Origin of the sequence: Arcobacter ellisii, from assembly GCF_003544915.1 — a bacterium.
Taxonomy (GTDB): Bacteria; Campylobacterota; Campylobacteria; order Campylobacterales; family Arcobacteraceae; genus Aliarcobacter; species Aliarcobacter ellisii.
The window spans coordinates 1453376-1477120 of the sequence record NZ_CP032097.1 but is presented as its reverse complement, the minus strand read 5'-3'; the positions used below and the strand labels follow the sequence as shown (position 1 = coordinate 1477120).

The 23745-nt window shown below is 25.7% G+C and carries 32 protein-coding genes and 2 tRNA genes; 26 read left to right on the top strand and 8 right to left on the bottom strand.

Features of this window, described 5'->3' with window-relative positions; translation table 11 throughout:
- The first annotated feature begins 197 nt into the window (after window positions 1-197).
- The 3 genes from AELL_RS07635 to AELL_RS07625 are packed head-to-tail and all read left to right on the top strand — an operon-like array spanning window position 198 to window position 3109.
- Window positions 198-2312 carry a ribonucleoside triphosphate reductase gene (locus AELL_RS07635; RefSeq protein WP_118917373.1) on the top strand — a complete coding sequence of 705 codons (2115 nt, stop codon included), beginning with the start codon at window positions 198-200 and terminating at the stop codon, window positions 2310-2312.
- Window positions 2290-2454: an anaerobic ribonucleoside-triphosphate reductase gene (gene nrdD, locus AELL_RS14415; protein ID WP_118917372.1), complete on the top strand. Its 165-nt coding sequence runs from the start codon at window positions 2290-2292 to the stop codon at window positions 2452-2454. Before AELL_RS07635 ends, nrdD begins: the two co-directional genes overlap by 23 nt.
- Complete coding sequence (locus AELL_RS07625) at window positions 2405-3109, top strand: anaerobic ribonucleoside-triphosphate reductase activating protein (protein WP_268878302.1); 705 nt, start codon at window positions 2405-2407, stop codon at window positions 3107-3109. Before nrdD ends, AELL_RS07625 begins: the two co-directional genes overlap by 50 nt.
- On the opposite strand, the gene AELL_RS07620 is transcribed toward AELL_RS07625, so the two are convergent.
- The 3 genes from AELL_RS07620 to hemB are packed head-to-tail and all read right to left on the bottom strand — an operon-like array spanning window position 3086 to window position 5966.
- Window positions 3086-3763, bottom strand: a complete 678-nt coding sequence (locus AELL_RS07620; RefSeq protein ID WP_118917371.1) for a response regulator transcription factor — start codon at window positions 3761-3763, stop codon at window positions 3086-3088. The genes AELL_RS07625 and AELL_RS07620 overlap by 24 nt on opposite strands.
- Window positions 3764-3766: 3 nt before the next feature.
- Window positions 3767-4990 (bottom strand): PAS domain-containing sensor histidine kinase, encoded by a 1224-nt coding sequence (locus tag AELL_RS07615; RefSeq protein ID WP_118917370.1) that lies wholly within the window; start codon window positions 4988-4990, stop codon window positions 3767-3769.
- Window position 4991: 1 nt separating this feature from the next.
- Window positions 4992-5966, bottom strand: coding sequence for a porphobilinogen synthase (gene hemB, locus AELL_RS07610; protein ID WP_118917369.1), 975 nt, complete (start codon window positions 5964-5966; stop codon window positions 4992-4994).
- A 59-nt stretch (window positions 5967-6025) separates the two neighbouring features.
- Between hemB and ribA the strand changes: the two genes are divergently transcribed.
- The 8 genes from ribA to AELL_RS07575 all read left to right on the top strand — a co-directional run bounded on the left by ribA (window position 6026) and on the right by AELL_RS07575 (window position 11404).
- Entirely contained in the window at window positions 6026-6601 is a 576-nt protein-coding gene (gene ribA, locus AELL_RS07605) for a GTP cyclohydrolase II (protein ID WP_118917368.1), read from the top strand.
- Window positions 6598-7179 (top strand): 16S rRNA (guanine(527)-N(7))-methyltransferase RsmG, encoded by a 582-nt coding sequence (rsmG, locus tag AELL_RS07600; protein ID WP_226805965.1) that lies wholly within the window; start codon window positions 6598-6600, stop codon window positions 7177-7179. Before ribA ends, rsmG begins: the two co-directional genes overlap by 4 nt.
- Window positions 7180-7181: 2 nt before the next feature.
- Window positions 7182-7397: a PP0621 family protein gene (locus tag AELL_RS07595; RefSeq protein ID WP_118917367.1), complete on the top strand. Its 216-nt coding sequence runs from the start codon at window positions 7182-7184 to the stop codon at window positions 7395-7397.
- A 9-nt stretch (window positions 7398-7406) separates the two neighbouring features.
- Window positions 7407-7775: a hypothetical protein gene (locus tag AELL_RS07590; RefSeq protein ID WP_118917366.1), complete on the top strand. Its 369-nt coding sequence runs from the start codon at window positions 7407-7409 to the stop codon at window positions 7773-7775.
- Between the two features lie 59 nt (window positions 7776-7834).
- Window positions 7835-8113 carry a hypothetical protein gene (locus AELL_RS07585; protein WP_118917365.1) on the top strand — a complete coding sequence of 93 codons (279 nt, stop codon included), beginning with the start codon at window positions 7835-7837 and terminating at the stop codon, window positions 8111-8113.
- A gap of 48 nt (window positions 8114-8161) precedes the next feature.
- Window positions 8162-8320 (top strand): hypothetical protein, encoded by a 159-nt coding sequence (locus AELL_RS14285; protein WP_164967242.1) that lies wholly within the window; start codon window positions 8162-8164, stop codon window positions 8318-8320.
- Window positions 8313-10328 (top strand): glycine--tRNA ligase subunit beta, encoded by a 2016-nt coding sequence (gene glyS / locus AELL_RS07580; RefSeq protein ID WP_118917364.1) that lies wholly within the window; start codon window positions 8313-8315, stop codon window positions 10326-10328. Before AELL_RS14285 ends, glyS begins: the two co-directional genes overlap by 8 nt.
- A 161-nt stretch (window positions 10329-10489) precedes the next feature.
- A complete protein-coding gene (locus tag AELL_RS07575; protein ID WP_118917363.1) occupies window positions 10490-11404 on the top strand; it encodes an AraC family transcriptional regulator in 915 nt (304 codons plus the stop codon).
- Between the two features lie 125 nt (window positions 11405-11529).
- On the opposite strand, the gene AELL_RS07570 is transcribed toward AELL_RS07575, so the two are convergent.
- The 5 genes from AELL_RS07570 to AELL_RS14280 all read right to left on the bottom strand — a co-directional run bounded on the left by AELL_RS07570 (window position 11530) and on the right by AELL_RS14280 (window position 13274).
- Window positions 11530-11606, bottom strand: a tRNA-Thr gene (locus AELL_RS07570).
- A 25-nt stretch (window positions 11607-11631) separates the two neighbouring features.
- Window positions 11632-11708 (bottom strand) — tRNA-Met (locus AELL_RS07565).
- A 303-nt stretch (window positions 11709-12011) separates the two neighbouring features.
- The gene (locus tag AELL_RS07560; RefSeq protein WP_118917362.1) at window positions 12012-12584 is read right to left on the bottom strand and encodes a hypothetical protein; all 573 of its coding nucleotides are present in this window, start codon (window positions 12582-12584) and stop codon (window positions 12012-12014) included.
- 3 nt (window positions 12585-12587) lie between these two features.
- Window positions 12588-12881, bottom strand: coding sequence for a hypothetical protein (locus tag AELL_RS07555; RefSeq protein ID WP_118917361.1), 294 nt, complete (start codon window positions 12879-12881; stop codon window positions 12588-12590).
- A gap of 60 nt (window positions 12882-12941) precedes the next feature.
- Window positions 12942-13274: a hypothetical protein gene (locus AELL_RS14280; RefSeq protein ID WP_164967243.1), complete on the bottom strand. Its 333-nt coding sequence runs from the start codon at window positions 13272-13274 to the stop codon at window positions 12942-12944.
- Between the two features lie 155 nt (window positions 13275-13429).
- On the opposite strand from AELL_RS14280, the gene AELL_RS07550 reads away from it, so the two are divergent.
- From AELL_RS07550 to AELL_RS07485, 15 genes are all read left to right on the top strand, one after another.
- Window positions 13430-13930: a hypothetical protein gene (locus AELL_RS07550; RefSeq protein WP_118917360.1), complete on the top strand. Its 501-nt coding sequence runs from the start codon at window positions 13430-13432 to the stop codon at window positions 13928-13930.
- The gene (locus AELL_RS07545; protein ID WP_118917359.1) at window positions 13927-15060 is read left to right on the top strand and encodes a tyrosine-type recombinase/integrase; all 1134 of its coding nucleotides are present in this window, start codon (window positions 13927-13929) and stop codon (window positions 15058-15060) included. The genes AELL_RS07550 and AELL_RS07545 overlap by 4 nt, the downstream gene beginning before the upstream one ends.
- 12 nt (window positions 15061-15072) lie before the next feature.
- A complete protein-coding gene (locus AELL_RS07540) occupies window positions 15073-15435 on the top strand; it encodes a hypothetical protein (RefSeq protein WP_118917358.1) in 363 nt (120 codons plus the stop codon).
- Window positions 15436-15850: 415 nt separating this feature from the next.
- Window positions 15851-16261, top strand: coding sequence for a hypothetical protein (locus AELL_RS07535; RefSeq protein WP_118917357.1), 411 nt, complete (start codon window positions 15851-15853; stop codon window positions 16259-16261).
- A 110-nt stretch (window positions 16262-16371) separates the two neighbouring features.
- Complete coding sequence (locus AELL_RS07530) at window positions 16372-16782, top strand: hypothetical protein (RefSeq protein WP_118917356.1); 411 nt, start codon at window positions 16372-16374, stop codon at window positions 16780-16782.
- 56 nt (window positions 16783-16838) lie between these two features.
- Entirely contained in the window at window positions 16839-18227 is a 1389-nt protein-coding gene (locus AELL_RS07525) for a hypothetical protein (RefSeq protein WP_118917355.1), read from the top strand.
- Between the two features lie 2 nt (window positions 18228-18229).
- Window positions 18230-18424, top strand: coding sequence for a hypothetical protein (locus AELL_RS07520; RefSeq protein ID WP_118917354.1), 195 nt, complete (start codon window positions 18230-18232; stop codon window positions 18422-18424).
- A 2-nt stretch (window positions 18425-18426) separates the two neighbouring features.
- A complete protein-coding gene (locus AELL_RS07515; protein ID WP_118917353.1) occupies window positions 18427-18885 on the top strand; it encodes a glycoside hydrolase family protein in 459 nt (152 codons plus the stop codon).
- 1 nt (window position 18886) lies between these two features.
- Complete coding sequence (locus tag AELL_RS07510; protein WP_118917352.1) at window positions 18887-19120, top strand: hypothetical protein; 234 nt, start codon at window positions 18887-18889, stop codon at window positions 19118-19120.
- 1 nt (window position 19121) lies between these two features.
- Window positions 19122-20333 carry a hypothetical protein gene (locus AELL_RS07505; RefSeq protein ID WP_118917351.1) on the top strand — a complete coding sequence of 404 codons (1212 nt, stop codon included), beginning with the start codon at window positions 19122-19124 and terminating at the stop codon, window positions 20331-20333.
- A 21-nt stretch (window positions 20334-20354) separates the two neighbouring features.
- Entirely contained in the window at window positions 20355-20477 is a 123-nt protein-coding gene (locus AELL_RS14410) for a hypothetical protein (protein WP_268878303.1), read from the top strand.
- Complete coding sequence (locus AELL_RS07500; protein WP_118917350.1) at window positions 20477-21442, top strand: hypothetical protein; 966 nt, start codon at window positions 20477-20479, stop codon at window positions 21440-21442. Before AELL_RS14410 ends, AELL_RS07500 begins: the two co-directional genes overlap by 1 nt.
- Before the next feature lie 72 nt (window positions 21443-21514).
- Entirely contained in the window at window positions 21515-22285 is a 771-nt protein-coding gene (locus AELL_RS07495; protein WP_118917349.1) for a hypothetical protein, read from the top strand.
- Between the two features lie 66 nt (window positions 22286-22351).
- The gene (locus AELL_RS07490; protein ID WP_118917348.1) at window positions 22352-23083 is read left to right on the top strand and encodes a hypothetical protein; all 732 of its coding nucleotides are present in this window, start codon (window positions 22352-22354) and stop codon (window positions 23081-23083) included.
- Window positions 23084-23260: 177 nt separating this feature from the next.
- Window positions 23261-23668: a hypothetical protein gene (locus AELL_RS07485; RefSeq protein WP_118917347.1), complete on the top strand. Its 408-nt coding sequence runs from the start codon at window positions 23261-23263 to the stop codon at window positions 23666-23668.
- Window positions 23669-23745: the final 77 nt, after the last annotated feature.

Below are 23745 nucleotides of genomic sequence, written 5' to 3'. Positions count from 1 at the left end.
ATTAATAAAAACAAACATTCTATTTAATTTAACTTTAGAACATCTTAAAATTTATAAAATTTAAGCATAAAAAATACTCAATTTAAAATTTTTTATTGCAAGAAGTACCATAAAATGACACTTTTGTGACAAAAGTGCTTATTAGTGCTTAAGAACAACTCCTCTAAAATTACAAAACTATTACAAAGGATAGGGTTATGATAGTTGATATATTAAAAAGAGATGGTACAAAACAAAAATTTGAATCATATAAAATTGAAGATGCAATAAAAAAAGCATTTAAGAGTGTAAATACAAAGTTTGATATTTCTGTATTCTTTAATGTTTTATTTGAACTAAAATGCAAAAGAGTAGTTGCTGTTGAAGATATTCAAGATATTATAGAAAAAGAGCTTTATAAAGCTAGATATTTTGAAGTTATGAAATCTTTTATACTTTATAGACATTTACATAAAATCCAAAGGGAACATGTTTTACAGTTAAATAGTGATACAACTTATATTAACTCAACACAAACCATAGAAGAGTACATAAATGGAAGTGATTGGAGAATAAAAGCAAATTCAAATACTGGATATTCTCACGCTGGACTTATAAATAATAGTGCAGGGAAGATTATTGCAAACTATTGGCTTGATAAAGTTTATACAAAAGAGCAAGGATATGCTCACAGAAATGGTGATTATCATATACATGATTTAGATTGTTTAAGTGGTTATTGTGCGGGTTGGAGTTTGAGAGTTTTACTTGATGAAGGATTTAATCAAGTAAGAGGAAGGGTTGAAAGTGATGCTCCAAACCATTTTAGAGAAGCTTTAGGTCAAATGGCAAATTTTTTAGGAATACTTCAAAGTGAATGGGCAGGAGCTCAAGCTTTTAGCTCTTTTGATACCTATCTTGCACCTTATGTTTTCAAAGATAAACTTGAATATAAAGAGATAAAAAAAGCAATTAGAAGTTTTATCTATAATCTTAATGTTCCAGCAAGGTGGGGACAAAGTCCTTTTACAAATATCACTATTGATTGGACTGTTCCAAGTGATTTGAAAGAGCAAATTCCAACAAGAAATCAAGAACATCTGTTTAAAAATTTTTATGATGAAGAGCTTTTTTTAGAGATTCAAAAAAGAGGTTTAACTTCATTTGAACAATTAACTTACAAAGATTTTCAAAAAGAGATGAATTTAATAAATAAAGCCTATTATGAAGTAATGACACAAGGTGATAAAACAGGACAACCTTTTACTTTTCCAATACCAACAGTTAATATAACTGAAGATTTTGATTGGTATGGAGAAAATACAGATTTACTTTTTGAAAATACCGCAAAAATAGGAAGTTCTTATTTTCAAAATTTCATAGGAAGTCAATATACAAAAGATGAAAAAGGAAATTTGATACAAAACGAACAAGCCTATAAACCAGGACATGTAAGAAGTATGTGTTGCAGATTACAACTTGATTTGCGAGAACTTCTAAAACGAGGTGGAGGTCTATTTGGAAGTGCAGAAATGACTGGAAGTATTGGTGTTGTAACTATTAATATGGCAAGACTTGGGTACTTATATAAAAATGATATAAATGCTTTGTTAAAAAGATTAGAAGAGTTAATGGATTTAGCAAAAGAGAGTTTAGAAACAAAACGAAAATTTATAAATAGTATGTATGAAAGAGGTCTTTATCCTTATACAAAAAGATATTTAAAAAATTTTAATAACCATTTTTCAACTATTGGAGTAAATGGTATGAATGAGATGTTAAAAAACTATTTTGGAGAAAATATTGATATTTCAACAAAAATAGGAAATCAATTTTGTATCGAAATATTAGATTTTATGAGAGATAAAATGATTAAATATCAAGAAGAGACAGGAAATTTATATAATCTTGAAGCAACACCAGCAGAAGGAACTACTTATAGATTTGCAAAAGAGGATAAAAAAAGATACAAAGATATTATTCAAGCTGGCTTTGATAAAAATATTTATTATACCAACTCTTCTCAACTTCCAGTTGATTTCACAGAAGACCCATTTGAAGCTTTGGAATTACAAGATGAATTACAATGCAAATATACAGGTGGAACAGTTCTTCATCTTTATATGAGAGAAAAAGTTTCATCAGTTGAAGCTTGTAGAAAATTTGTAAAAAATGTAATCTCAAATTTTAGATTGCCATATATCACTATAACTCCTGTATTTTCTATTTGTGAAATTCATGGATATATAGAAGGTGAACATGAGTTTTGTCCAAAATGCGATGAAGAGATTTTAAAAAAGGAGTTAAAAGATGACAAATTCAGAATTGCTTGAGAAAAATAGCCAAAAAAGAACTAAATGTATAGTATATACTAGGGTTATGGGCTATCATAGACCAGTTGAAAGCTTTAATATAGGAAAAAAAGGTGAACACAAACAAAGAGTTAAATTTACTGAATCAAAAACTAATTTATGATTTCACAAAATTTACAACAACAGATTATGTAGGGCATTTGTCTTGCATAATTTGGTTTATTAAGTGTAATTTTAGATGTTTGTATTGTTATAATGATAATATAGTTTATACAAAAGAAGGAAATTACAGTTTTTTAGAAATCTTAGAGTTTCTAAAATCAAGAGTTGGTTTACTAGATGCTGTTGTTTTAAGTGGTGGCGAAGCAAGTTTACATGACTTGGAAATTTTTTGTAAAAAGATAAAAGAGTTAGGTTTTAAAATAAAACTTGATACAAATGGAACAAATCTAAATTTAGTAAAAAATCTAATAAATAAGAGTTTAGTTGATTTTATAGCTATTGATTTTAAAGCTCCTAAATATAAATTTTCTCAAATTACAGCCACAAATTTTTATGATAAAGTAATAGAAACTATAAAATATTTAATAAAAATAGATTTTGATTTTGAACTAAGAACTACAATAAATACAAATCTTTTAGATGAAAATGATATAAATTCTATGATTGAAACTATTAGTTGTTTAGATTATAAAGGTATTTATTATTTACAGAATTTTATAGAAACCTCATCAAATATAGGAAATATCAAACAATCTAAAGTTATAAATAAAAGTCTGATAAAAAATAAAACTCTAACTATTCAATACAGAAACTAAATAACCTTGTCCTGAAATATTTTCTATCAAATCTTTAGAAGTTTTTAGACGTAATCGTTTAATAAATGTTCTTAATCTCTCATCATTTACCTCTTCATCCCAAAGAGAGGTTTTAATAGTTTGGGTTTTAACTATTGAGTTTTTGTTTTTGATAAGAAGATATATAAACTCTTTTTCTCTTTTTGTAAGATTTATAAGTTGTTCATTTTTATGTAAGGAGAAGTTGTTATTATCAAAAATAAACTCATCTTTTAAAATAGAAATTTTCTGTTTTTCTATTTTTGGAGCTAATTTTTTTATATGTTCTATTACTTCATCTGGGTCAAAAGGTTTGATAAAATATTTATTTATTCCAACATCAATAGCTTTTAAAAGTTTTTCTTTATCAGAGTGTGCACTTAAAACTATAATAGGTGTATTTGAATCAATCTCTTTTATCTTTAAAGTCATTTTCAATCCATCAAGTTGTGGCATCATTATATCTGTTATTACAATATCAGGTTTAAAACTTTTGTATTTTTTTAATCCCTCAATTCCGTCTTTTGCAATAATTACTTTAAAAAACGAATCACTTATAGCCTCTTTTAAAAGTTGGGCTAACCTTTTTTCATCTTCAACAATAAGGATTTTTAAAGTTTTTAATAAATCTTGCATTTTTTACTCTTTTTCATTTAAAAAAATTGTGATTGTAAAAATCGAACCATTTTTACTGTTTCTATGACTCAAAGTCCCTTCTAAACTCTTTTCTATAATCATTTTTGACATAAATAATCCAAGTCCAGTTCCTTGTGATTTATGTTTTGTTGTAAAGTAGGGCTCAAAGATAGAATCTAAGTTTTCTTCTTTTATTCCACCTGCATTATCTTCAATCTCTAAAATTACAGATTTTTTATCTAAATTTTTTTTCTCTTTTAAACTTATAAAAATATTTTTATCTTTTATTTCATTTTGTCTAAAAGCATCTTTTGAATTTTGTATTAGGTTTATTAAAACTTGAGCTAACTCATTTGAAACCCCTAAAATTTTGTAGTTTATGGGAACATCTACTTTGATTTTTATCTCTTCTTGTTCTATTACTTTTCTTAAAATTGTTAAAACTTCATTTATCACATCTTTTATTTCAAAGCTTTTTTTCTCTTTTAAAGGATTAAAGAAGTTTGTAAAATCTTCAATGGTTGTTGACATACCAGAAATTAGATTTTTACTCTCTTTGTATAACTCTTCTACCTTTTTTTCATCTTTATTTAAAGAGGCTTTTTTCATATTAAATAAAGTAAGATTTAATTCAGTTAGAGGTTGTCTCCATTGGTGAGCAATATTTCCAAGCATCTGTCCTAAACTTGCCATTCTTGATTGCCAAAAAAGAAGTTTTTGTTTTTCATCATTTTTAGAAATCTCTTCTTGCACTCTTTTTTCTAAAGTTTTATTTAACTCTTTTAACTGTTTGGTTTGCTCAAGAACTTTTAGTTCTAAATTTTGATTTAACTCTTCAAGTTCTTTCTCTTTTTGTTCTAAACTTTTTTTAAGTTCAACCTCAAAAGTTACATCATATCTTATTGCAATAAATTCTATTATATTTCCAAAATCATCTAAAATAGGGGTTATTGTAGTATTTAAGTAGACAGTTTTTTTATCTTTTGTAAGATTTTTTACTGTTGCTTTGTAGGGTTTTTTATCTAAAATAGTTTTCCATAAAACTTCAAAACTAGAAGCTTGTACATCTGGATGTCTTACGATGTTATGGTTTTGACCAATTAGTTCATCATAAGAGTATCCAGAGATTTTGCAAAACTCATCATTTACAAAAGTGATAATTCCATTTATATCTGTTTTTGAGACAATATTTGAATTTTCAATTGCTTCTTGATAAGTTGTGCTCATTTTAGTTTTTTCTTAAAATCTCACAAACCTCTTTTGCATGGTAAGAGATGATTATATTTGCTCCTGCTCTTTTAAATGCAATCATAGTTTCCATCATAACTCTTTCATAATCAATTAATCCTGCAATTCCAGCATGTTTAAGCATAGCATATTCACCACTTACGTTATAAACACATAAAGGAAGATTTGTTTGGTTTCTAATATCTCTAACAATATCTAAAAATGCAAGTGCTGGTTTAACCATAAGTATATCTGCACCTTCTTTTTCATCTTCAAGTGATTCTTCAATTGCTTCAAGTCTATTTGCTGGATTCATTTGATATGTTCTTCTATCACCAAATGATGGAGTTGATTCAGCTACATCTCTAAATGGTCCATAATATCCACTTGCAAATTTTGTTGAATATGCCATAATTGGAAGATTTTTAAATCCATTTTCATCAAGTGCATTTCTTAAAGTAGTAATAATCCCATCCATCATACCTGAAGGTGCTATCATATCTGCACCAGCACGAGCATGAACTACTGCTTGTTGTGCAGAGATTTCTAATGTTTTATCATTATCAACACTTCCAGTTTTTGGGTCTAAAATACCACAATGTCCATGGTCTGTATATTCACAAAAACATAAATCAGTTACGACAAACATTTGAGGGAATTTTGCTTTAATTGCTTTAATTGTTCTTGCAATTATACTCTCCCCACATAGACATTCACTTCCAACGGAATCTTTAGTATCAGGAATCCCAAATAAAATAATTGATTTTAAATTTATACTTACTAAATATTCACACTCTTTTAAAATTTCATCAATACTCATTTGATAAACACCAGGCATTGATGCCACTTCAGTTTTTATATTTTGACCTTCTCTTACAAATAATGGATAGATAAAATCATCAGGTGTTAAAACTGTCTCTTGTACCAAATTTCTTAGTGTTTCATTTATTCTTAATCTTCTAAATCGTTTAAACATTCTATTTACCTCTTTTGGTTATAATCTTCGGATTTTAACAGTTTAAGGTTTAAATACAAATGAATATTGAAAAGTCAAATATTGCTAAATTACCAACAAAACATGGAAATTTTAAAATAAAAGCATATAAAGATGACTATCAAGAACATCTAGCAATTATGAGTGAAGATTTTGAAAAAATTGAAGTTCCTTATGTGAGAATTCACTCAGAATGCCTAACAGGAGATGCTCTTGGAAGCCTAAAATGCGACTGTCAAGAACAGTTAAATTTAGCATTGGATTTTATAGCTAAAAATGGTGGTTTAGTGATTTATCACAAACAAGAAGGAAGAAATATAGGTCTATTCAACAAAGTAAACGCATATTCTCTACAAGATTTAGGAAGAAATACAATAGAAGCTAATTTAGAATTAGGTTTTAAAGAAGATGAAAGAGATTATTCAATCATCGGGTATATTTTAGAAGATTTAGGTGTAAAAAAATTAAAACTTATTACAAATAATCCTAAAAAAATAGAGTATGTTGAGAGTTTAGGAATACAAATAGTTGAAAGAATCCCAGCAATAATTGAAGCAAATAAATATAATGAAAAATATTTAGCTACAAAGAAAGAGCAAATGGGGCATTTACTTTGATATTAAAAGAGTTACTAGAATCAAATAATTTAAAATTTGATGATAAATTTTATGAAGATTGTGAAGTTTTTACTAAACTTTTACAACAATGGGGAAGTGTTCACAATCTAAGCGGTAGATTAACAAAAGAGGATATAAATGAAAATATTTTAGACTCTTTATATCCTTTAAATTTTATAGAAAATCATGAAAGTTTTGCAGATATAGGAACAGGTGCTGGTTATCCTGGACTTATACTTGCAATTGCTTTAAGAGATGTAAAATCTTATTTGATTGAGCCAAGAATAAAAAGAGTCTCTTTTTTGAATTTTGTAAAAGCTAGTTTAAAACTTGAAAATCTTACGGTTTTATGTAATAGAGTAGAAGAGGTTAAAGATTTAAAAGTTGATTTGATAACTTCAAGAGCAGTTACAAATACTTCTTTACTTTTAGATATTACAAAAAATATAAAAAAAGAAAATAGTTCATACCTTTTTTATAAAGGAAGTATGCTAGAAGAAGAGCTGGAGATTGCAAAAATAAATAATTATAAAATAGTAAATAGAAAAGATAGAAACTATTTATATATAAAAGGTTAATAATGGTTTTAAAAGTAGTTATAGTAATAATCGCAGCTTTTTTGATATATGTTTTTTTATTTAAAAAAGGCAGAGAAAAAGAGATAAATAAAAAAGATGAAATGATTACAGATGAGATGGTTGAGTGTCCTACTTGCAAAACTTATGTTTCTAAAAAAGAAGCAATTGTAAGTAATGGTAAATTTTATTGCTCAAAAGAGTGTTTATTAAATAAATAGGGTATTGCTATGATAATAATTGGAGATAATTTAGTTCCATTTGAAGAGTTAAATTTGATAAATTCTATTGAAGATATACAAAATACAAAAGCAAATTCAACTTTATTGTTTTTTTATAATGAAGAGTTATTAAAATACTCTTATGAAAATGAATTGTCTATTGCTATTGTTGTAAAAAGTATAAAAGAGGCAATTTATTCTAATAGTTTAAATGCAAAATATATAATATGTGAAAAAAAATTAGCTAAAAAACTACAAAAAATAGCAGATAATTATATGTATGATTCTAAAATTTTAGCAATAATCAAATCAAATGATGAGTTAGAAAATATTGCTAAAAATGAAATTGATGGTGTTATTTATAAAAATTTAATATGAAAATAGTTCTATTTTTATTTACTTTTTATTTCTATTCTTTTGCTTGTAGTGGCAATTGTATGTCTTGTCATCCAATTTTAAAAGAATCTATAAAAGAAAAACATCATCAAATATTAGTTAGTTGTGTAGAGTGTCATACTAAAACACCAACAACAATGGTTGAGTGTGGTGGCGATTGTTTTGCTTGCCATTCTCAAAACAAACTTATAGAATCAAATAGAGTTGAACATCAAAATTTAGCATCTTGTAAAAAATGTCATATAAATAAAGAAGATATTTTTAAAACTCCTGGTATCAATGAAGGTTCAACATTAGTTGATTTACTAAAAAATAAGTAATAATTAGTTAGAATAGCCCCCTTTTAATAGATACAAATTAGGAAAAATGTGAAAGATATATTAGACACAATAATACTTATTATGTTTGTTATTATGGTTGCTTTATTTATAATCAACTTTAATCGACAACAAATCAATAAATATACAGACAAACTTGAAGAAAATGAAAAAAACAATAACTCTAACAAGGATAAAATAGATGAATAAACCATTATTAATTGAGATTGGTGTTGAAGAATTACCAGCAATTCCATTTTTAAATGAATTACCAAATATTGAAAAAAAATGGAGTGATATATTAGAAAAAAATAGATTATTGTGCGATTTTGACTTTTTTTATACACCAAGAAGATTAGTATTATGGCATAGAGAATTCCAAATAAAACAAGAAGATTCAACAGTTGAACAGTTTGGAGCTCCTGTTAAAATAGCTTATAAAGATGGAGTTCCAACAGGTGCTGCTATTAGTTTTGCAGCTAAATGTGGAGTTGATGTATCTGCATTAGATAAAATTGATTTAGGAAAAGGCAAAGTTTTATATTTCAAACAAGAAGTAGTTGGTACTGTTTCTAAAAATTTATTAAATGATATGGTAAATGAATTTGTTCATTCATTAAATTTTGGAAAATCTATGAGATGGGCAAGTAGAACTGATAGTTTTATTAGACCAATTAGAAGTTTATCTATTATTTTGGGTGAAGAGATAGTTGATGCCGAACTTTTTGGAGTTAAATCATCTAATTTCTCATTTGCTCATAGAATGGTTTCTTATGAACCATTTACTTACTCTTTTGCAGGTGATTACTTCTGTAAACTTGATAAAAATGGCGTTATTTTATATCCAGATGAAAGAAGAAAAATCATTTTAGAACAAATGAAAAATATTGAGCAAAGACACAATATCAAAATTGAAATCGATACAGAATTACTTGAAGAAGTTGTTGCAATTACAGAGTATCCAACAGCTTTAATCGGAAAATTTGATGAGGAGTTTTTAGAGTTACCAGAAGAAGTAATTGTAACTTCTATGAAAGAAAATCAAAGATATTTTGCAGTTTATAAAGATGGAAAATTATCAAATAATTTCATTGTTGTTTCAAATGCAAAAACTGATGATTTTGGATATATTATTGCTGGAAATGAAAAAGTATTAAGACCAAGACTAGCTGATGCTATGTTCTTTTACAAAAATGATATTAGAAATGGTTTATCAAATGAAGGACTTAAAAAACTTGTGTTTGTCGAAGGTTTAGGTTCAATGTATGATAAATGTGAAAGAGAAGCAAAAATTGCAGCATATTTAGCTGATACATTTGAAATAAAAGAAAAAGAGTTAATTCAAAGAGCTGTTATGCTTTCAAAAGCTGATTTAATGTCTGAAATGGTTTATGAATTTACAGAACTTCAAGGACTTATGGGATATTACTATGCAAAAATTGCAAAAGAAAATGATTTGGTTTCTTTATCTTTAAAAGAACAATATTTACCAACTGGTGAAGATTCTGAATTACCTTCAAATATTTTTTCTTCAATAGTTGCTTTATCAAATAAACTAGATAATTTAATGGCTTTATTTAGTGTTGGAAAAATTCCAACAGGTTCAAAAGACCCATTTGGTTTAAGAAGAGCAGCAGCTGGAATTGTAAAAATTGCAATTGAACATAAATTATCAATTGATTTATCAAAAATTATTGATGAATTAGCACACAATTATAAAAATTTAGATAAAAAAGTTTTAATAGAGTTCTTTAATGAAAGATTATTTAAAATCTTTGAAGTAAACCCAACTGTTTTAAAAGCAGTTCTTGCAAGTGGAGAAACAGATATTTATAAAATTTCTCAAAAAATTTGTGCTTTAAATCCTATAGTACAAAGTGACAACTTTAAAGATTATGTTGCAACATTTAAAAGGGTTGCAAATATTATTAAAGATATTGATACATCAGTTAAACTTACAATTGATGAAGATTTATTAGAAAATAAAGAAGAAAAAGAGTTATATACAAAATTCCATGAAGCACAATTTAAAAAATATATTACAGTTGATGAAGAGTTAGAGGCTTTATTTGCTTTAAAACCACAATTAGATAACTTCTTTGATAATGTATTTGTAAATCATGAAGATGAAAAAATCAAAACTAATAGAAAAAATCTAATTGGTTTAGTATATCAAGGATTTAGAAAAATCGCTGATATTAAAGAAATTACAATCTAATCTAACTATAAAAGTACCTAGCAATAGGTACTTTCTTCTATAATAATCTATTTTTAAATAATCTATTTTATAGAATTAGGCAATTAAACTAGAGTATTTTTATACCTAAATAAAAAAATATTAACTATAATAAATTAGATATTACTCAATTTGGATTAACTATGGAAAGTCTAATAAAACAGTTTCAGTTAAATATACTTGAACTTATAAAACAAAAATATACTTATACTATTAATGGAGAAATTCAGACAGAAATTCCAAGTTTAGATTTTTATTTTTCAAAAGAATTAACTGAATTTAATACAGTAATTTATGAACCTTCACTTTGTATTATTTTACAAGGGAGTAAAGCTGTTGGTTTTGGAGAAGAACTTTATAGTTATGGATCTAAAAAGTATCTTTTATCTTCTGCACATATTCCAGCAAAAGTAAAAATACTTGAAGCAAGTTTCGAAAAACCATATATTTCTTTTCGTATAAAATTTAGTATGGAAGATATTTATGATGTAATTAAAAATATAAATCCAAAGAAACTTGCATTTAATTCAAAATCTGAAAAAGCACTATTTTTTGATGACATTAGTGAAAAACTTTATGAACCAATAAATAGATTAATTAATTTACTTAATAGAGAAAAAGAAGAGATGAATTATCTTTATCCTTTAGTAATAAAAGAGATTTTATTTATTTTAATAAATGATAAAAGTGGATATTTTCTTAATAAATTTGCAATGCAAGGAACAGTATCAAATAAAATTGTAAAAGTTATTTCTGAAATAAAAGATAACTTCAATGAAAAACTAAGTGTAAAAGAACTTGCAGATTTGATAGATATGAGTGAGGCCTCTTTTTATCAGAATTTTAAAACAATTACTTCAATGTCTCCCATTCAATTTCAAAAAAAGATTAGACTTGAAGAAGCAAAATTGATGCTTCTTAATCAAAATATAGAAGCTTCTGCAGTTGCCTTTGCAGTAGGATATGAATCTCCTTCTCAATTTAGTAGAGAGTATTCAAGAATGTTTGGTATGTCTCCTAAAGCTCATTCAGAGTTTTTAAAAACACAAACAATTTAAAAATTAAATTATTTTCGGAAATATAATTCCGAAAATAATAATATAAACTAACACTCGCGCATATTAATTTATGAGTAAACTTAATAATGATTTCTTATTTTGTGAGAAAAAAAGTTTGAATTTAGTGGAGCTGGTGAAGGGAGTCGAACCCCCGACCTGCTGATTACAAATCAGCTGCTCTAGCCAACTGAGCTACACCAGCACATAAAGTGCTATTCACTTTAAAATGGTGTCAAGAGAGAGACTTGAACTCTCGACCTCCGGCTTATGAGACCAGCGCTCTAGCCAGCTGAGCTACCTTGACATAAGACATCATTTTAAAGTAAACATTTTTTGGTTGCGGAAATAGGATTTGAACCTATGACCTTCGGGTTATGAGTACAAGATACTAAATAACAACGTGTGGAATTATAGAGATAAATAACTTTACATAACCTTAAAAAAAGTACAAAATTGTAAACTTTTTTGTACTTTTTTATAATACTCTATATTCGATAAAATCGAACTTCTTAACATTTTAATTTTTTAGGATTTTTTATAAAATTTGTATTAGTTTTTAGGGCATAAAAAAAGATATGTAATAAAATACATATCTTCAATTTTTTATTTAATTCAAATCGTAAGAGTTATTATGAATGTATATTTTAAAATTAACATTTTTTGATTGTTCTCTAAATTTTACTTTTTTTAAATTTTCTAGTGTTTTATTAAAATCATCATCATAAAAATATGAATTATTTCTTTTATATATTTTATAAAATAAATTTCCATATTCAGATATATTACCTACAATTTCAATTTTATAATCGTTTTCATTTTCTTTACTTTTTATTTTATTTAATTCATTTATTATTGTTTGAATATTGTAAATAAAATTATAATCTTCATATCTTGTGTACTCAATCTTTATATTAAAATCTTTATAACTATTATTTTCATAGTTATTTATATTTTTATTTTGTATATCTTTTTTTTCTTTTAACATTTTATTATATAAAGTAACTTGTTTGTTATACTCTTGAATTTCTTTTTCTTTTAAATTTTGAATATATAAATATAGTCCAATTGTAGCACCAAGAGCAACTATTATTATTCCTCCTAAAATAATATTATGTTTTTTTTCATCATTATTAAAATTAAGATTTTTTTTGTTTTTAGTCCAATCGTTTTTAATAGGCATATTTTATCTTATATAACAAGTTTTGTATTCACCATATTCATAGTTTCTACAATTACCCGATACCCTATCACCTTCTTTTAATGAAGTTCTTTCTAGTTTAGTTCTTATTCTTCCATTTTCTTTAGTTGAAATTGTAACTTCAACATAATCTCTATAATGAGAAACTCTAAATATTTCAGCATTTTTAAAGTTTATACTATCATCTTTGTAAGTATTTTTTTGTTGCTTGTTATTGTAGTAAACTTCACCAAATAATAGTGATGTTGTTAATGTAGTTAAAATAACTAATTTTTTCATTATTTATCCTTATTATAATTTATTAAATTATAACAAGTCAAAATAAAATAAAAATTATTTTTATAATTTTTCCTTTAAAATTTCAGCTTTTATGAGATGATAATAAATTTCTGCTTTTTCTTCTTTTATTTCATCAATCATTTTATGAAGTTCTTCTTTAAAATTTGTTTTTTCATTTTCTTTTATAATTATATTGCCTTTTCCAGTTGCAATAAAGTTTAAATTTATGTTTTCTTTTTCACAAACTTCAATCAATTTATCTGTAATAGTTTTTTGGTCTGTCATAAAAATATTGACTGTTTGTCTTGGAATGTCATATTTTTTTGAAATATCAATTTGTCTCAAACCTAATATATCTAGGGCTTTACAAAAATTCTCGCTTATTTTTGACATAAATTTCCTTACTTTTGGTAATAAATATATTGACATTTGTCATAAAATTTATTACAATACACAAATATTAAAGATATTTTAAAGAGTCAAACTCGCCAAAGTACACCTCTTTAAATTATCCATTATAGCCAATTTTTGCACTATAAAGGAATAAAATGTCTTCATTTTCTAACATTCCAAAAGATGAAAAGCTTATAAACAATATTCGATTAGCTTGTAATAATTTTGAAAATTTTTTCGGTTTATCTCGTGGAACTGCAAGAGATTTAATTATTAATAAATTAGGTTTAAAGTCTGTAAAGGAATTAAACAATTATTTTACTACTAGCGAAAAATATTTAAGAGTAGAACAACTATTTTTAATCCTTGATATTTTTGAATCTGAACAACAAAAAATCATTTTAGACTATATTGTAAATAAATATAATTTTGTACTTTCAGATTCTGCAACTGATTCAAATATTGCTTTAAATCCTGATTTTTCTATTTTTAATATTAATGCTGTTTCAGGAACTTTAAATCAAAAATATTTTGAATATAAAAATAATGATAGCAAACTTGATGAATTAGAAATCGAAAATCTTTTAAATCAATCTTATCTAGTTAGACAAACTTTAGTTAATTTTGAAAACAATTTAAGAGGTCTTTTAAAATGATTAAAACAAGTCATCAAGGTATCTTTTACGTTGTTTCTAAAAAAACAAATAAAAAAACTTATTACGGAAGATATACAGATTTACAAGGTAAACAACAAAAAGTTAATCTTGGAGAATCTCTTACAATAGCTGTTCAAAAATTTAAACAAATTAAATCAAATAATGAAATAGATTCTAAATTTAAAAGTAATGTTTATGGAAATAAACTTGCTAATGCTTTGTCTAAAACTCTTTTTAAAACTGCATTTTTAGAGTTTGAAAGAGTAGAGTTTAAAAAATGGTCTAAGCAAGAACAACAGACTAAAAAATCAAGATTTACTAAATGGATTCTTCCTAAATTTGGCTCTATGGAAATTGATAAAATTAATTATTCTGATATTCAAGAGTTTATAAATGATTTAGATAATAAAAACTCTATCGGTTCAATTAAATGTGCTAGAAAAACACAAGAGAATATTAAATCTAGTATTCAATCTTTTTTTACATTCCTTAAAAAAGAGGGCATTTTAAAAAGAGATAATCCAGCTCAACACGTTACGATTAAACCATATGATAATCACGTTCCTATGACTTTAACAGTTGAACAAATTACACTTTTTTATAAAAATATTTTTGATATTGATATTACAGATTTAGAAAATAGAAAAAAAAGACTTTTATTAATTTTAATGATTCACGGAAGACGTTGGGGCGAAGCTGTAAATCTTTGTTGGTCTGAAATTAATTTTGTAGCTAATAATTACATAATTCCAGCACATAAATCAAAAGATAAAAAAACACATTCACATCAAATGACAAACTTTTTAAGAAGTGAATTTTTAGAACTTCAAGTATTAAGAGGCGAAGATGATTTTATATTCATCAATCCAAAAACTAAAACACCATACTCAACAATAAGTAAATTTTTTAAATCTATAAAAATTGCTTCAAATGTTCCTCTTTCTTTTAGATGTCAAGATTTTAGACACGTTGTTGGAACTGTTGCACGTAATTCTCTTGGATTGCCTTTAGAAGATATAAGAGACGTTTTAGGACACGGTTCAGTTAAAACAACTGAAATTTATTCGGATAAAGATTCACATAATTCAAAAATCGTGATTCATAAACTTTTTGAATTATTTGATTTATAGGATTATTAAAAAATGAAAAATAACATAGCTTATGAAATGAAAAGATTTGGTTATCAATGGCTTACAGATTTGTCAGCTTTTCAAAAATTTTCAAGAGGTATAAATGTTTATATCAATTTTTATTATCACGATTTGAACACTAATGAATTAAAAGAAACTCCATTGTTTTTACTTGATAAAGATGAATTAAAAAACAATAAATTAACTAGAAAACAACAGTTTGAAAATGCACTTAATCATATAAAAATTCAAAAAGTTTTTCCTAACACAATAATGGATTATTTCTATTATACAGATAATAGAACTGTAATCCCAAAAGAGTTTATAAAAGAGGAAATTATGACAAGTAAATTAAAACAATTAACACTTTTCTAAAAGTTTAAATTAGCCCTTTAAAAGGGTTTATTTAAGCCTTTAGGCTTTATGTTCTTTAAAAATAAATAAACTGCCGAAAGGCAAAAGACACAAGGAAATATAAGGGCTTTAGCCCGATATTTCCAAAGAGAAAAATAAAATAAAAAAAGATTCGATTTTTTCAGTTATCAGCTGAACAAATTACGCAAGGGCTAGAAATGTATTTTTTTAGCTAAACAGTGCACCCGTTAATAATATCTCTAAATGATATTGAATTGCAGATTATCGAACGATGGGGCTTACCATACACAAAGTTAGCGAGTGAATGGAAGTTTGTGTAAGTGGAAGATAAATCCTCTCACTTAAACAGCAAAAAAAGATGGGGCGACAACTAGATTAAGTTTAATTAGTGCTACTGCACGTAAAAGGATATTTTATGAATGGTTCAAGAATAGCAGATGAATTTCTAGCAGAGGAGATGGGTGTTGATTATGATGAATATACATCAGATAAGAATCTACTTACAAAAGAAGATTTTCAGATTATTGATGATGTTGAAAAATTAAGAAATGAATTTGTAAGAGGTTCTCTTATTACTCGTGATAATCATTATATATTTTCTAATAATGAAGCTATTGAAATTTATAAAAAAATTTGTTTTTTTTATAGTCCGAATGTAGAAAGGGTTACAGTTACTTCAAAACATTATCCTATTTTTCCTAATTCAATCGTTTTTTATTGTGAAAGATATGTGGGTAGTGATTTGGTTTCCTCTCAAGTTGTTTTTGATTTTGATTTTAATGTAGTCAAAATTAATAACTATGAGAAACAATATTTAAAATCTTAGGGACTTACTCCCTAAGTATAACATTTTAAATTTTTGCTTAATTCTTGATTTTTTACAAGGGTTAAACAAAGGTTTAAACACCTTAAATAAATTAACAAAAAGGCAAAAAAATGGGTAATGAAAAACAAACTTATACAAAAGCAGAATTAGAACAACTAATTGAGCAACAAGTTGCAAGAATGAATAAAGAGTTTGAATTAAAACAAGAACAAAGAGAAAAAAATGTTGTTGAGCTTGGTGTACAAGTTACAGCAAAAAGAGTTCAAAAAGGACAACCAATTATTGATAAAACAACTAATAAACAAAAAATGATAGGTGATGTTCCTCAATGTTATCCTGATAAATATTTTGTAATGTTATCGGCTTCAGGTTTTGAATTTGAATCTCAAATTGATGAAAAAGAAACTTTTGAAGATTTAGAAGATATGAAAAAATATTTAGCTGTTGGAAGAATGGGGTTAGTTACTAACTTTGGAGTTACAGAATTAAAACCAATTATTACAAAATTCACAAAAATTTAAGAAATATAAAGAGGTGCGGGAGTCGGTTCCCGTGCTGGATTAACAAGGGGGTCTAAGTGGTTAAAAATCAAAATTCTATAACTGTTTTAAACGATATAGTAGATACTTTAAAATTGCAATTTTATCCTAATCATAATCTAACAATAGATGAAATAAAAAAATTTAATGATTTTGTTGATGGATTTGTAATTTTAAAATCAAAAGCAATGGAAATAAAAAATCCTGATAATCAAAAAAGATATATTAAAACTGATATTGATGGAACTAAATTTAACGTTATGGCAACTTCACAAAGTAATTTTAACGTTGTGTTGCAAAATGGGGATTTTTCAATCGGTCTTTTAAAAATAGGTAAACATTACAATCCTATTATTAAAGTTGAGTTTAGAGCCGAATTTTTGCTAAGAAATGGATATAAAATTGCCATTGATTTAGTTAAAGATTGTATTAATAATCTTATTGAAAAATATCTAATTAAAGTAAGTGAGATTCATTTAGCAAAAGATATTCAAGGATATGAATTTTCAACATTTGATTTTCATAGAATTAAAACACTTTCAAAAACAAAAACAATTTTTCATAATGACATTTCAAGTGAGTTTTATTTTGGTAATAGATTTACGGGCTTTTCAATAGGTAAGGGCGATGAATTATTAAGAATTTATAATAAAACTACTGAAATAAATCAAAAGAAAGAAAAGGCATTTATTCAGGTTCTTTCGTGGAATTATAAAGATAACTTCAATCCAAATCGTAATGTTTGGCGAATAGAGTTCCAATTACGTAGAGAAAGACTTAAAGAATTAATGCAAGGTTCAGGACTTTATGAAGATATGACTAACGTTATTAATTCTATTTCTAATTTATGGGCTTATTGTGTTTCAAGATTTGTTCATAAAGATTTAACTAATCAAGAAGTTCACGAACAAATAACACAAGTTAAAATATTAAAAAATGGTACTTTCAAATATTTAAGTCCTGAAACTTTAAGACAAAGATTTCGTAATGCTGAACCTTCTTACGTTTGGGATTCAATTCAATCATTTAATAACAAAATAGAACCAAAATTACAACGTGCAAAAGATATATCTAAGCCCGAAGTTGAATACGTTAAAAATGCTTTTAAAGCTGTACTTTCAACATTTATAAAATTAAAACGTGGTGCATTTGATTCTAATGAATTATCAAAAATACTTCACGAAGCAGATAAAGAATGTAGAGAAAAACACTCTTTAACTTTAGTGGACAAAGCACGTTTAAATACTCTTGATTATATGGTTAAGGCTAACGCATTCTATAACCATTCAGGAATTATTGAACAATACTTCTATGATTTTAAAAAGGACTTTGTAAATAATATAAAAGATACTTTTGCAATTTTAGAGAATGAATCTTCAACACTTACAACGTTTGAAGAGTTTAACAAAAAACTTTATAGGGTTTAGTTATGAAAGAAATTGTAATAAAAATAAATCCTATTGAACATCAAATTTTAAAAGCTATTGGCGAATTAATCTTAAAAAGAGAGGGGGAAAACAATGTAAATAAAAGAATAACAATTAATTCTTATAGTGTAGCAAAATGTTGTGGACTTGATTCAAGAACCACTAAAAAATATTTAAAAAAATTAAAGGATTTGTAAAAATGAATTATGAAGAATTAGAAAAATCAATTAAAAAGAGTGAAAACATAAGTTTAAAACCTTATTTGTGCCCAAAAGGTCATATAACAATTGGTTGGGGTAGAAATTTAAGATTAAATGGAATTTCAAAAAGTGAAGCAGATTTGATGTTAAAAAATGACATTTTAAACATTAAATTAGAGTTAGAGGACAAATTACCAATATTTAAAAAGCTAGATGATATTAGACAAAATGTTCTTTTAGAAATGGCTTTTAATATGGGAGTTCCTAAACTTCTTGGATTTAAAAATACAATAGCATTTTTAAAGAAAAATGATTTTGAATCTGCAAGTAAAGAAATGCTTAACTCAAAATGGCATAGAGAATTCATTGAATATGATATGAAAGATAATAAAAGAGGAAATTCAGGACTATTAAGAAGTGAATATCTAAGTAAAGTAATGAGAGAGGGGAAATACTAAAATGTTTATTACAATCTTAAAACAATTAATAATTAATATATTTGTTCCAGTTGCTGTAAAAACAGTAAAAGAATATATTAATACAACAGATACAAAAAAAGATGATAAATTGCTACAAATTGCACAATTATCAACTCAATATTTAGCAGAACAAACAAACAATACAGTAACCAAAAAAATTGCTGATGAGTTAAATGTTTGCACGACTATTAAATGCCAAAAATCTAAGGTTTAAAATGAAAATATTTGATTCTTATGTAAAATCTTTCAATAATCTAAGAGTATATCCTTTTTTTGATACTAGCTTTGATTATATGATTGAATTTCATAGTTTAAATTATTTTTTAGACTCTCATAGTTCTAGTTATTCAGAGGAAATTAATTCATCTTTTTTTGTTGATAGAGAAACAGAAATAAACAATCTATTTAATAGCTATCCATTTAATCAAAGTGAATTAATTCCAGCTGATTCTGATTCTTATACATTTGAACAGTTAGAGAGTTATAGAAAATTTAAAATGATAGAATTAATGGAACCTTATGTACTTTTTTCTTTAAAATCTTGGATACAAGATTATTTAGAGGATTTATATATTTTTCTATTTACAAATTTTGGCGATAAAGATTATATTTTTCCAGTTGGTTCAAGTTATTATAGTTTAAAACAAAAATCATTTATAACTTACAATGAACAAAATTATTTAACTTTTGAATTATTGAAGTGTAAAATTTACAGAGTTAAATTAAATGACAATAATTCACTAGATTCAAATAATTATGAAAAAGTTTATTATGATTATATTTGTTATATTGATTTTGTTCAATTTTTTAATTATCTTGGTGTTACAACTGGGAATTTAGCTATTTTAGAATTGCCAACTTTTACAGATGAACAATTATCTATAATGCCTTCAACTTTTAATGATATGTTGTTTAATACGGTTAATAATTATTCTCCATTCAAAACTAATTCTAATAAATTTGGGGATAGTTATATAAATCCATTTTCACATATTTTTGAGAATACTATAGGTCTTGATACTTATAATCGTAGTTATATAAAACCTTTTACTCATAGTACAGTTGTAGAAACTCAAAATAATATTAATGTTGATGAAACTGAATTTAATTCATTGCCTACATTTGTGCCTAATTTTTCACGTTTTTATAATGCTTTTAATCCTTTTGAATTTTTCTATATGAGACTTCTTGAAAGAAATAATACTTATTATATTGCACCTAAACCTTTTGGTGGAACACAAGAAAAATTAGCTAATCAATCTTTAAAATATAAAGTATATAGAATAAGATTAAAAGGTTATGACCAATACGCAGATAAATTTAATGGTTCTATTAATTTTGATTTCTTACCTGATACAACAGAGCCAATAATTAAAAAATGTTGTCTTTTTGATTTGTTCAATAAGACTAATCCAAATAATATTTAATAAAAAAAGAAAGGAATAAAAATGCCTGAAGATACACAAACACCAACGGAATCAGCTACACCAACTGCTGATGATTGTTACAATAAACTTAATGAAATGGTTCAACTATTACAAAAAATTGCAAGTGTGTTAGGGGTTAAATAATGGGTACATATAAAATTTATACCGATGGGGGCGGTGTTATCGAATTTACAACTGGAAATGATGAGTTTTTCAATGTTGGAAATGGACAGCTTATTGCAGATTTAAACAGTCAAGATGGTGGATTAAAAACCTTGACTATAACTACTGCAATGAATAAAATGGAAGATATTCAAGATGGTGATGGCACTTTAGTGGGAACTATGCAAGCAGAAAATTTTAATAAGTCTATGATTGGAATTGAAAATAATAATTTGGTGAAAGCTCAAAATGTTTATTTAGAAAATCAACAAAAGATTATTAAAGCTTCTGCACAAAGTGCAATTAGAAACACACAAGCTATTTTAAATAGTCAAGATGCTAATACATCAATGTTGCATAATTTAAAAAAAACTATTGAAGATACTTCTTTGAATGAGACTATGGTTCAAGCTTTGATTTTAGAATCTTTACAAAAAATTCAAGAGGCTATTGAAAGTAAAACCACAACAATTAATGCAACTGGTGGCGTTAATGTTTCTTTAGATACTGCACCAATAGTCCAATCACTTAATACAATGGCTCAAAATCAATCAGCTACAAACACTAAAATAGTTGAGGGTATCGAAAATCAAAAAGAAACTAATGCAAAAATTGTTGAAAATATAACAAAGAAAAATGACCATTTAGACTTCTTAAAAAATGGCGATTCAAATGTAAAAGATAGTTCAGGAAATATTATTAAACCTCGTGAAATTGAAGCTAAAAAAAATGCAGAATCTTGGATTGATCAAATAGAAATTAATGGAACTAAAATGGAAGATTTAATTGATTATGTTCAAGATTTCTTTCCTGTAACTACTGATGCAGTTGGTGATGTTTTAGGTTCTACTGATGGGTTTAATCTTTTTCAAAATCCTTTAGAAATTATTGATAGGATTCTTGTTGAAGATTATATTAATAATCAAGATGGAGAAAAACAACAATAATACATTTTTACTCTTTGAATTTATTTTTTTCTTGGCTTTGTGATAAGAATAAAATCAAAGGATAAAATTAATATGGCTACTCAAAAATTAGCAGATATTGGGAAAAATGCTGTTGAAGATGGTGTAGAGGATTTTGTTTCCTCTCTTTTATATAGAAGAATGAGAAAACTTACAGAGCCTTTCTTAAAAGATTTTGAGGGAGATTCTGAATTTGATGAAGCTATGCAATCATTTATACAAACTCTTTCAATGGGTTTAACCTTATATGCCTATACTAAAATAATGAATTTCTTTTTTGAAAGAGGTGTTAAAATTGGTACAGCTCTATGGGTTTATATTGTTGCTGGTTCTTTCAAATCTAAATTTATGCAAAAAATAAAAGATTCTAGATTTAAAGGTAGTAAAGCTTTTAAAACTGCTTCATTGATTATGGGAAGTGATAGAACTGCTGAAAGAATTGAAGTTGCAAAAATGATTCAAAATAACGTAAATTCATTTGACGCACATAAATTTCATTACCAAAATCAACAATTTCAAATGGATTCTAAATTAGATAATCTTTCTTTAAGTGCTTCAACTTTAAAAAATAGTAATGAAAATTCATATTTAACAAGATTTACTCATAAAACAATGACTGGAACTTGGTTAAATAATACAGATGACAGAAGATTATATGAAAGAGCAACTGGGATTAAACTTGTTGAAGCTGGTCAAGGTTCTTGGGCTAGTTTACATGAAAATCTTAATAAATATAATGAGTTTTCAAAAACAGTAGATGGAGAAATAACAAATCTTGCAACAGCTTTAAAATCTGTACTTTCTCGTTCAGGTCTTGCAGGATAAACAAATATACATTAGGGCTTTAGCCCGATGTATAAAAACAAATAAAATAAAAAAGGAAATATTAAAATGTTTTTTCATATTACAATGAGTCAGGGAAGGGCAGATACTTTTTATCTTGAATCATCTTCTAAAAGTAAAGTGTTAAGTTTTTTAACTACTCTTTCGACTGCAATCGTAAGAAATATTAAAGAGGTTGTATATTCAAAGAATTATAATGTTAATTATGTTTCTAAACCTCCATTTGTTGAAAGTCTTGCTTATCATAAAGTAATCATTTTTGCATATAGTAAAAATTATTCAAAACAGTTTACTTTATATAATGTAAAAAAATCAATTACACAAGAACAGCTAGAAACAGCTTATAAAAAACTATTTATTATCAATGAGCCTATTATTGGATTTTATGATATTAGTTTTTATAATGAAATTGCAAAAGATGAAAATATTGATTTTTTATATCAAGTACAATATCAAAGAAATTCAAAAACTTATGTCGAAGAGTTTTATTCAGATTCTTACCAAAAAGTTAAAGATTTTTTTGAGTCAACTATTGATGGAGAATTATTAGAAATTAGAAAATATGTTCATTTAGATACAACAGTTAAAAAAGATGAAGGAGATTATGTTAAACGTTGTTCATTTTATATTTATGATGATAAATATCAATTTTCTAGTTTTGTACCAAAATTAAATAAAAACTTTAAACCTGAAATTTTTAAAGATTTAATTGTTCAAAATTTGACTTTGAATAATAAAAATATTGATAGAGATAAAATAAAATTAACTTTAAAATACTAAAACAACAACATTATTTAGTTATACAAATTGTTATATTGCATAAAATTAAAAATCAACTACCATAAAATCGAGGTTTTTTTATTAATTTATGTCTATTGATTTAATTTTTTATTTTTTAAATAATTTCATTACTTATTACAAAGCCAAGTAATAAAAAATAAAATTAAGGAGAAAAAAATGGCTTCAAAAAAATATATTGTAAAACAAACAATTGCACATAACGGAAAAGCGGAAAAAACTGCAACTATTACTGTTCCTTGTGATGATGAAACAGAGTTATCGGTTTTAGTTAATGCTTTAGACGGAATTGTTGAAGTTTATGAACAAAATTTAACTTTAAGTGCTGGTACAAATTCTGCTTCTACTTCTTTTGTTACTGCTGATTCAATCAAAATGAGACATAAAGGTGCTGAAACTGTTTATATTAGTGCATTCAATAGACCTCTTGTTTTTAAATCTTCTGTAAATGTAAATGAGTTAGCGGAAACATTAAAAGCAACTATCAAACCATTTGCTGCAACAGAGTTTTTAGCAGCTAAACCTCAAGATGTATCAATTGATACAGGTGACATTAGAAAACTTTAATTTATTAAAATTATTGTTGCTGGTTTAAATTAAGGGAGTAGTTTTACACTATTCCCTTTTTTTATTTATAAAATAAA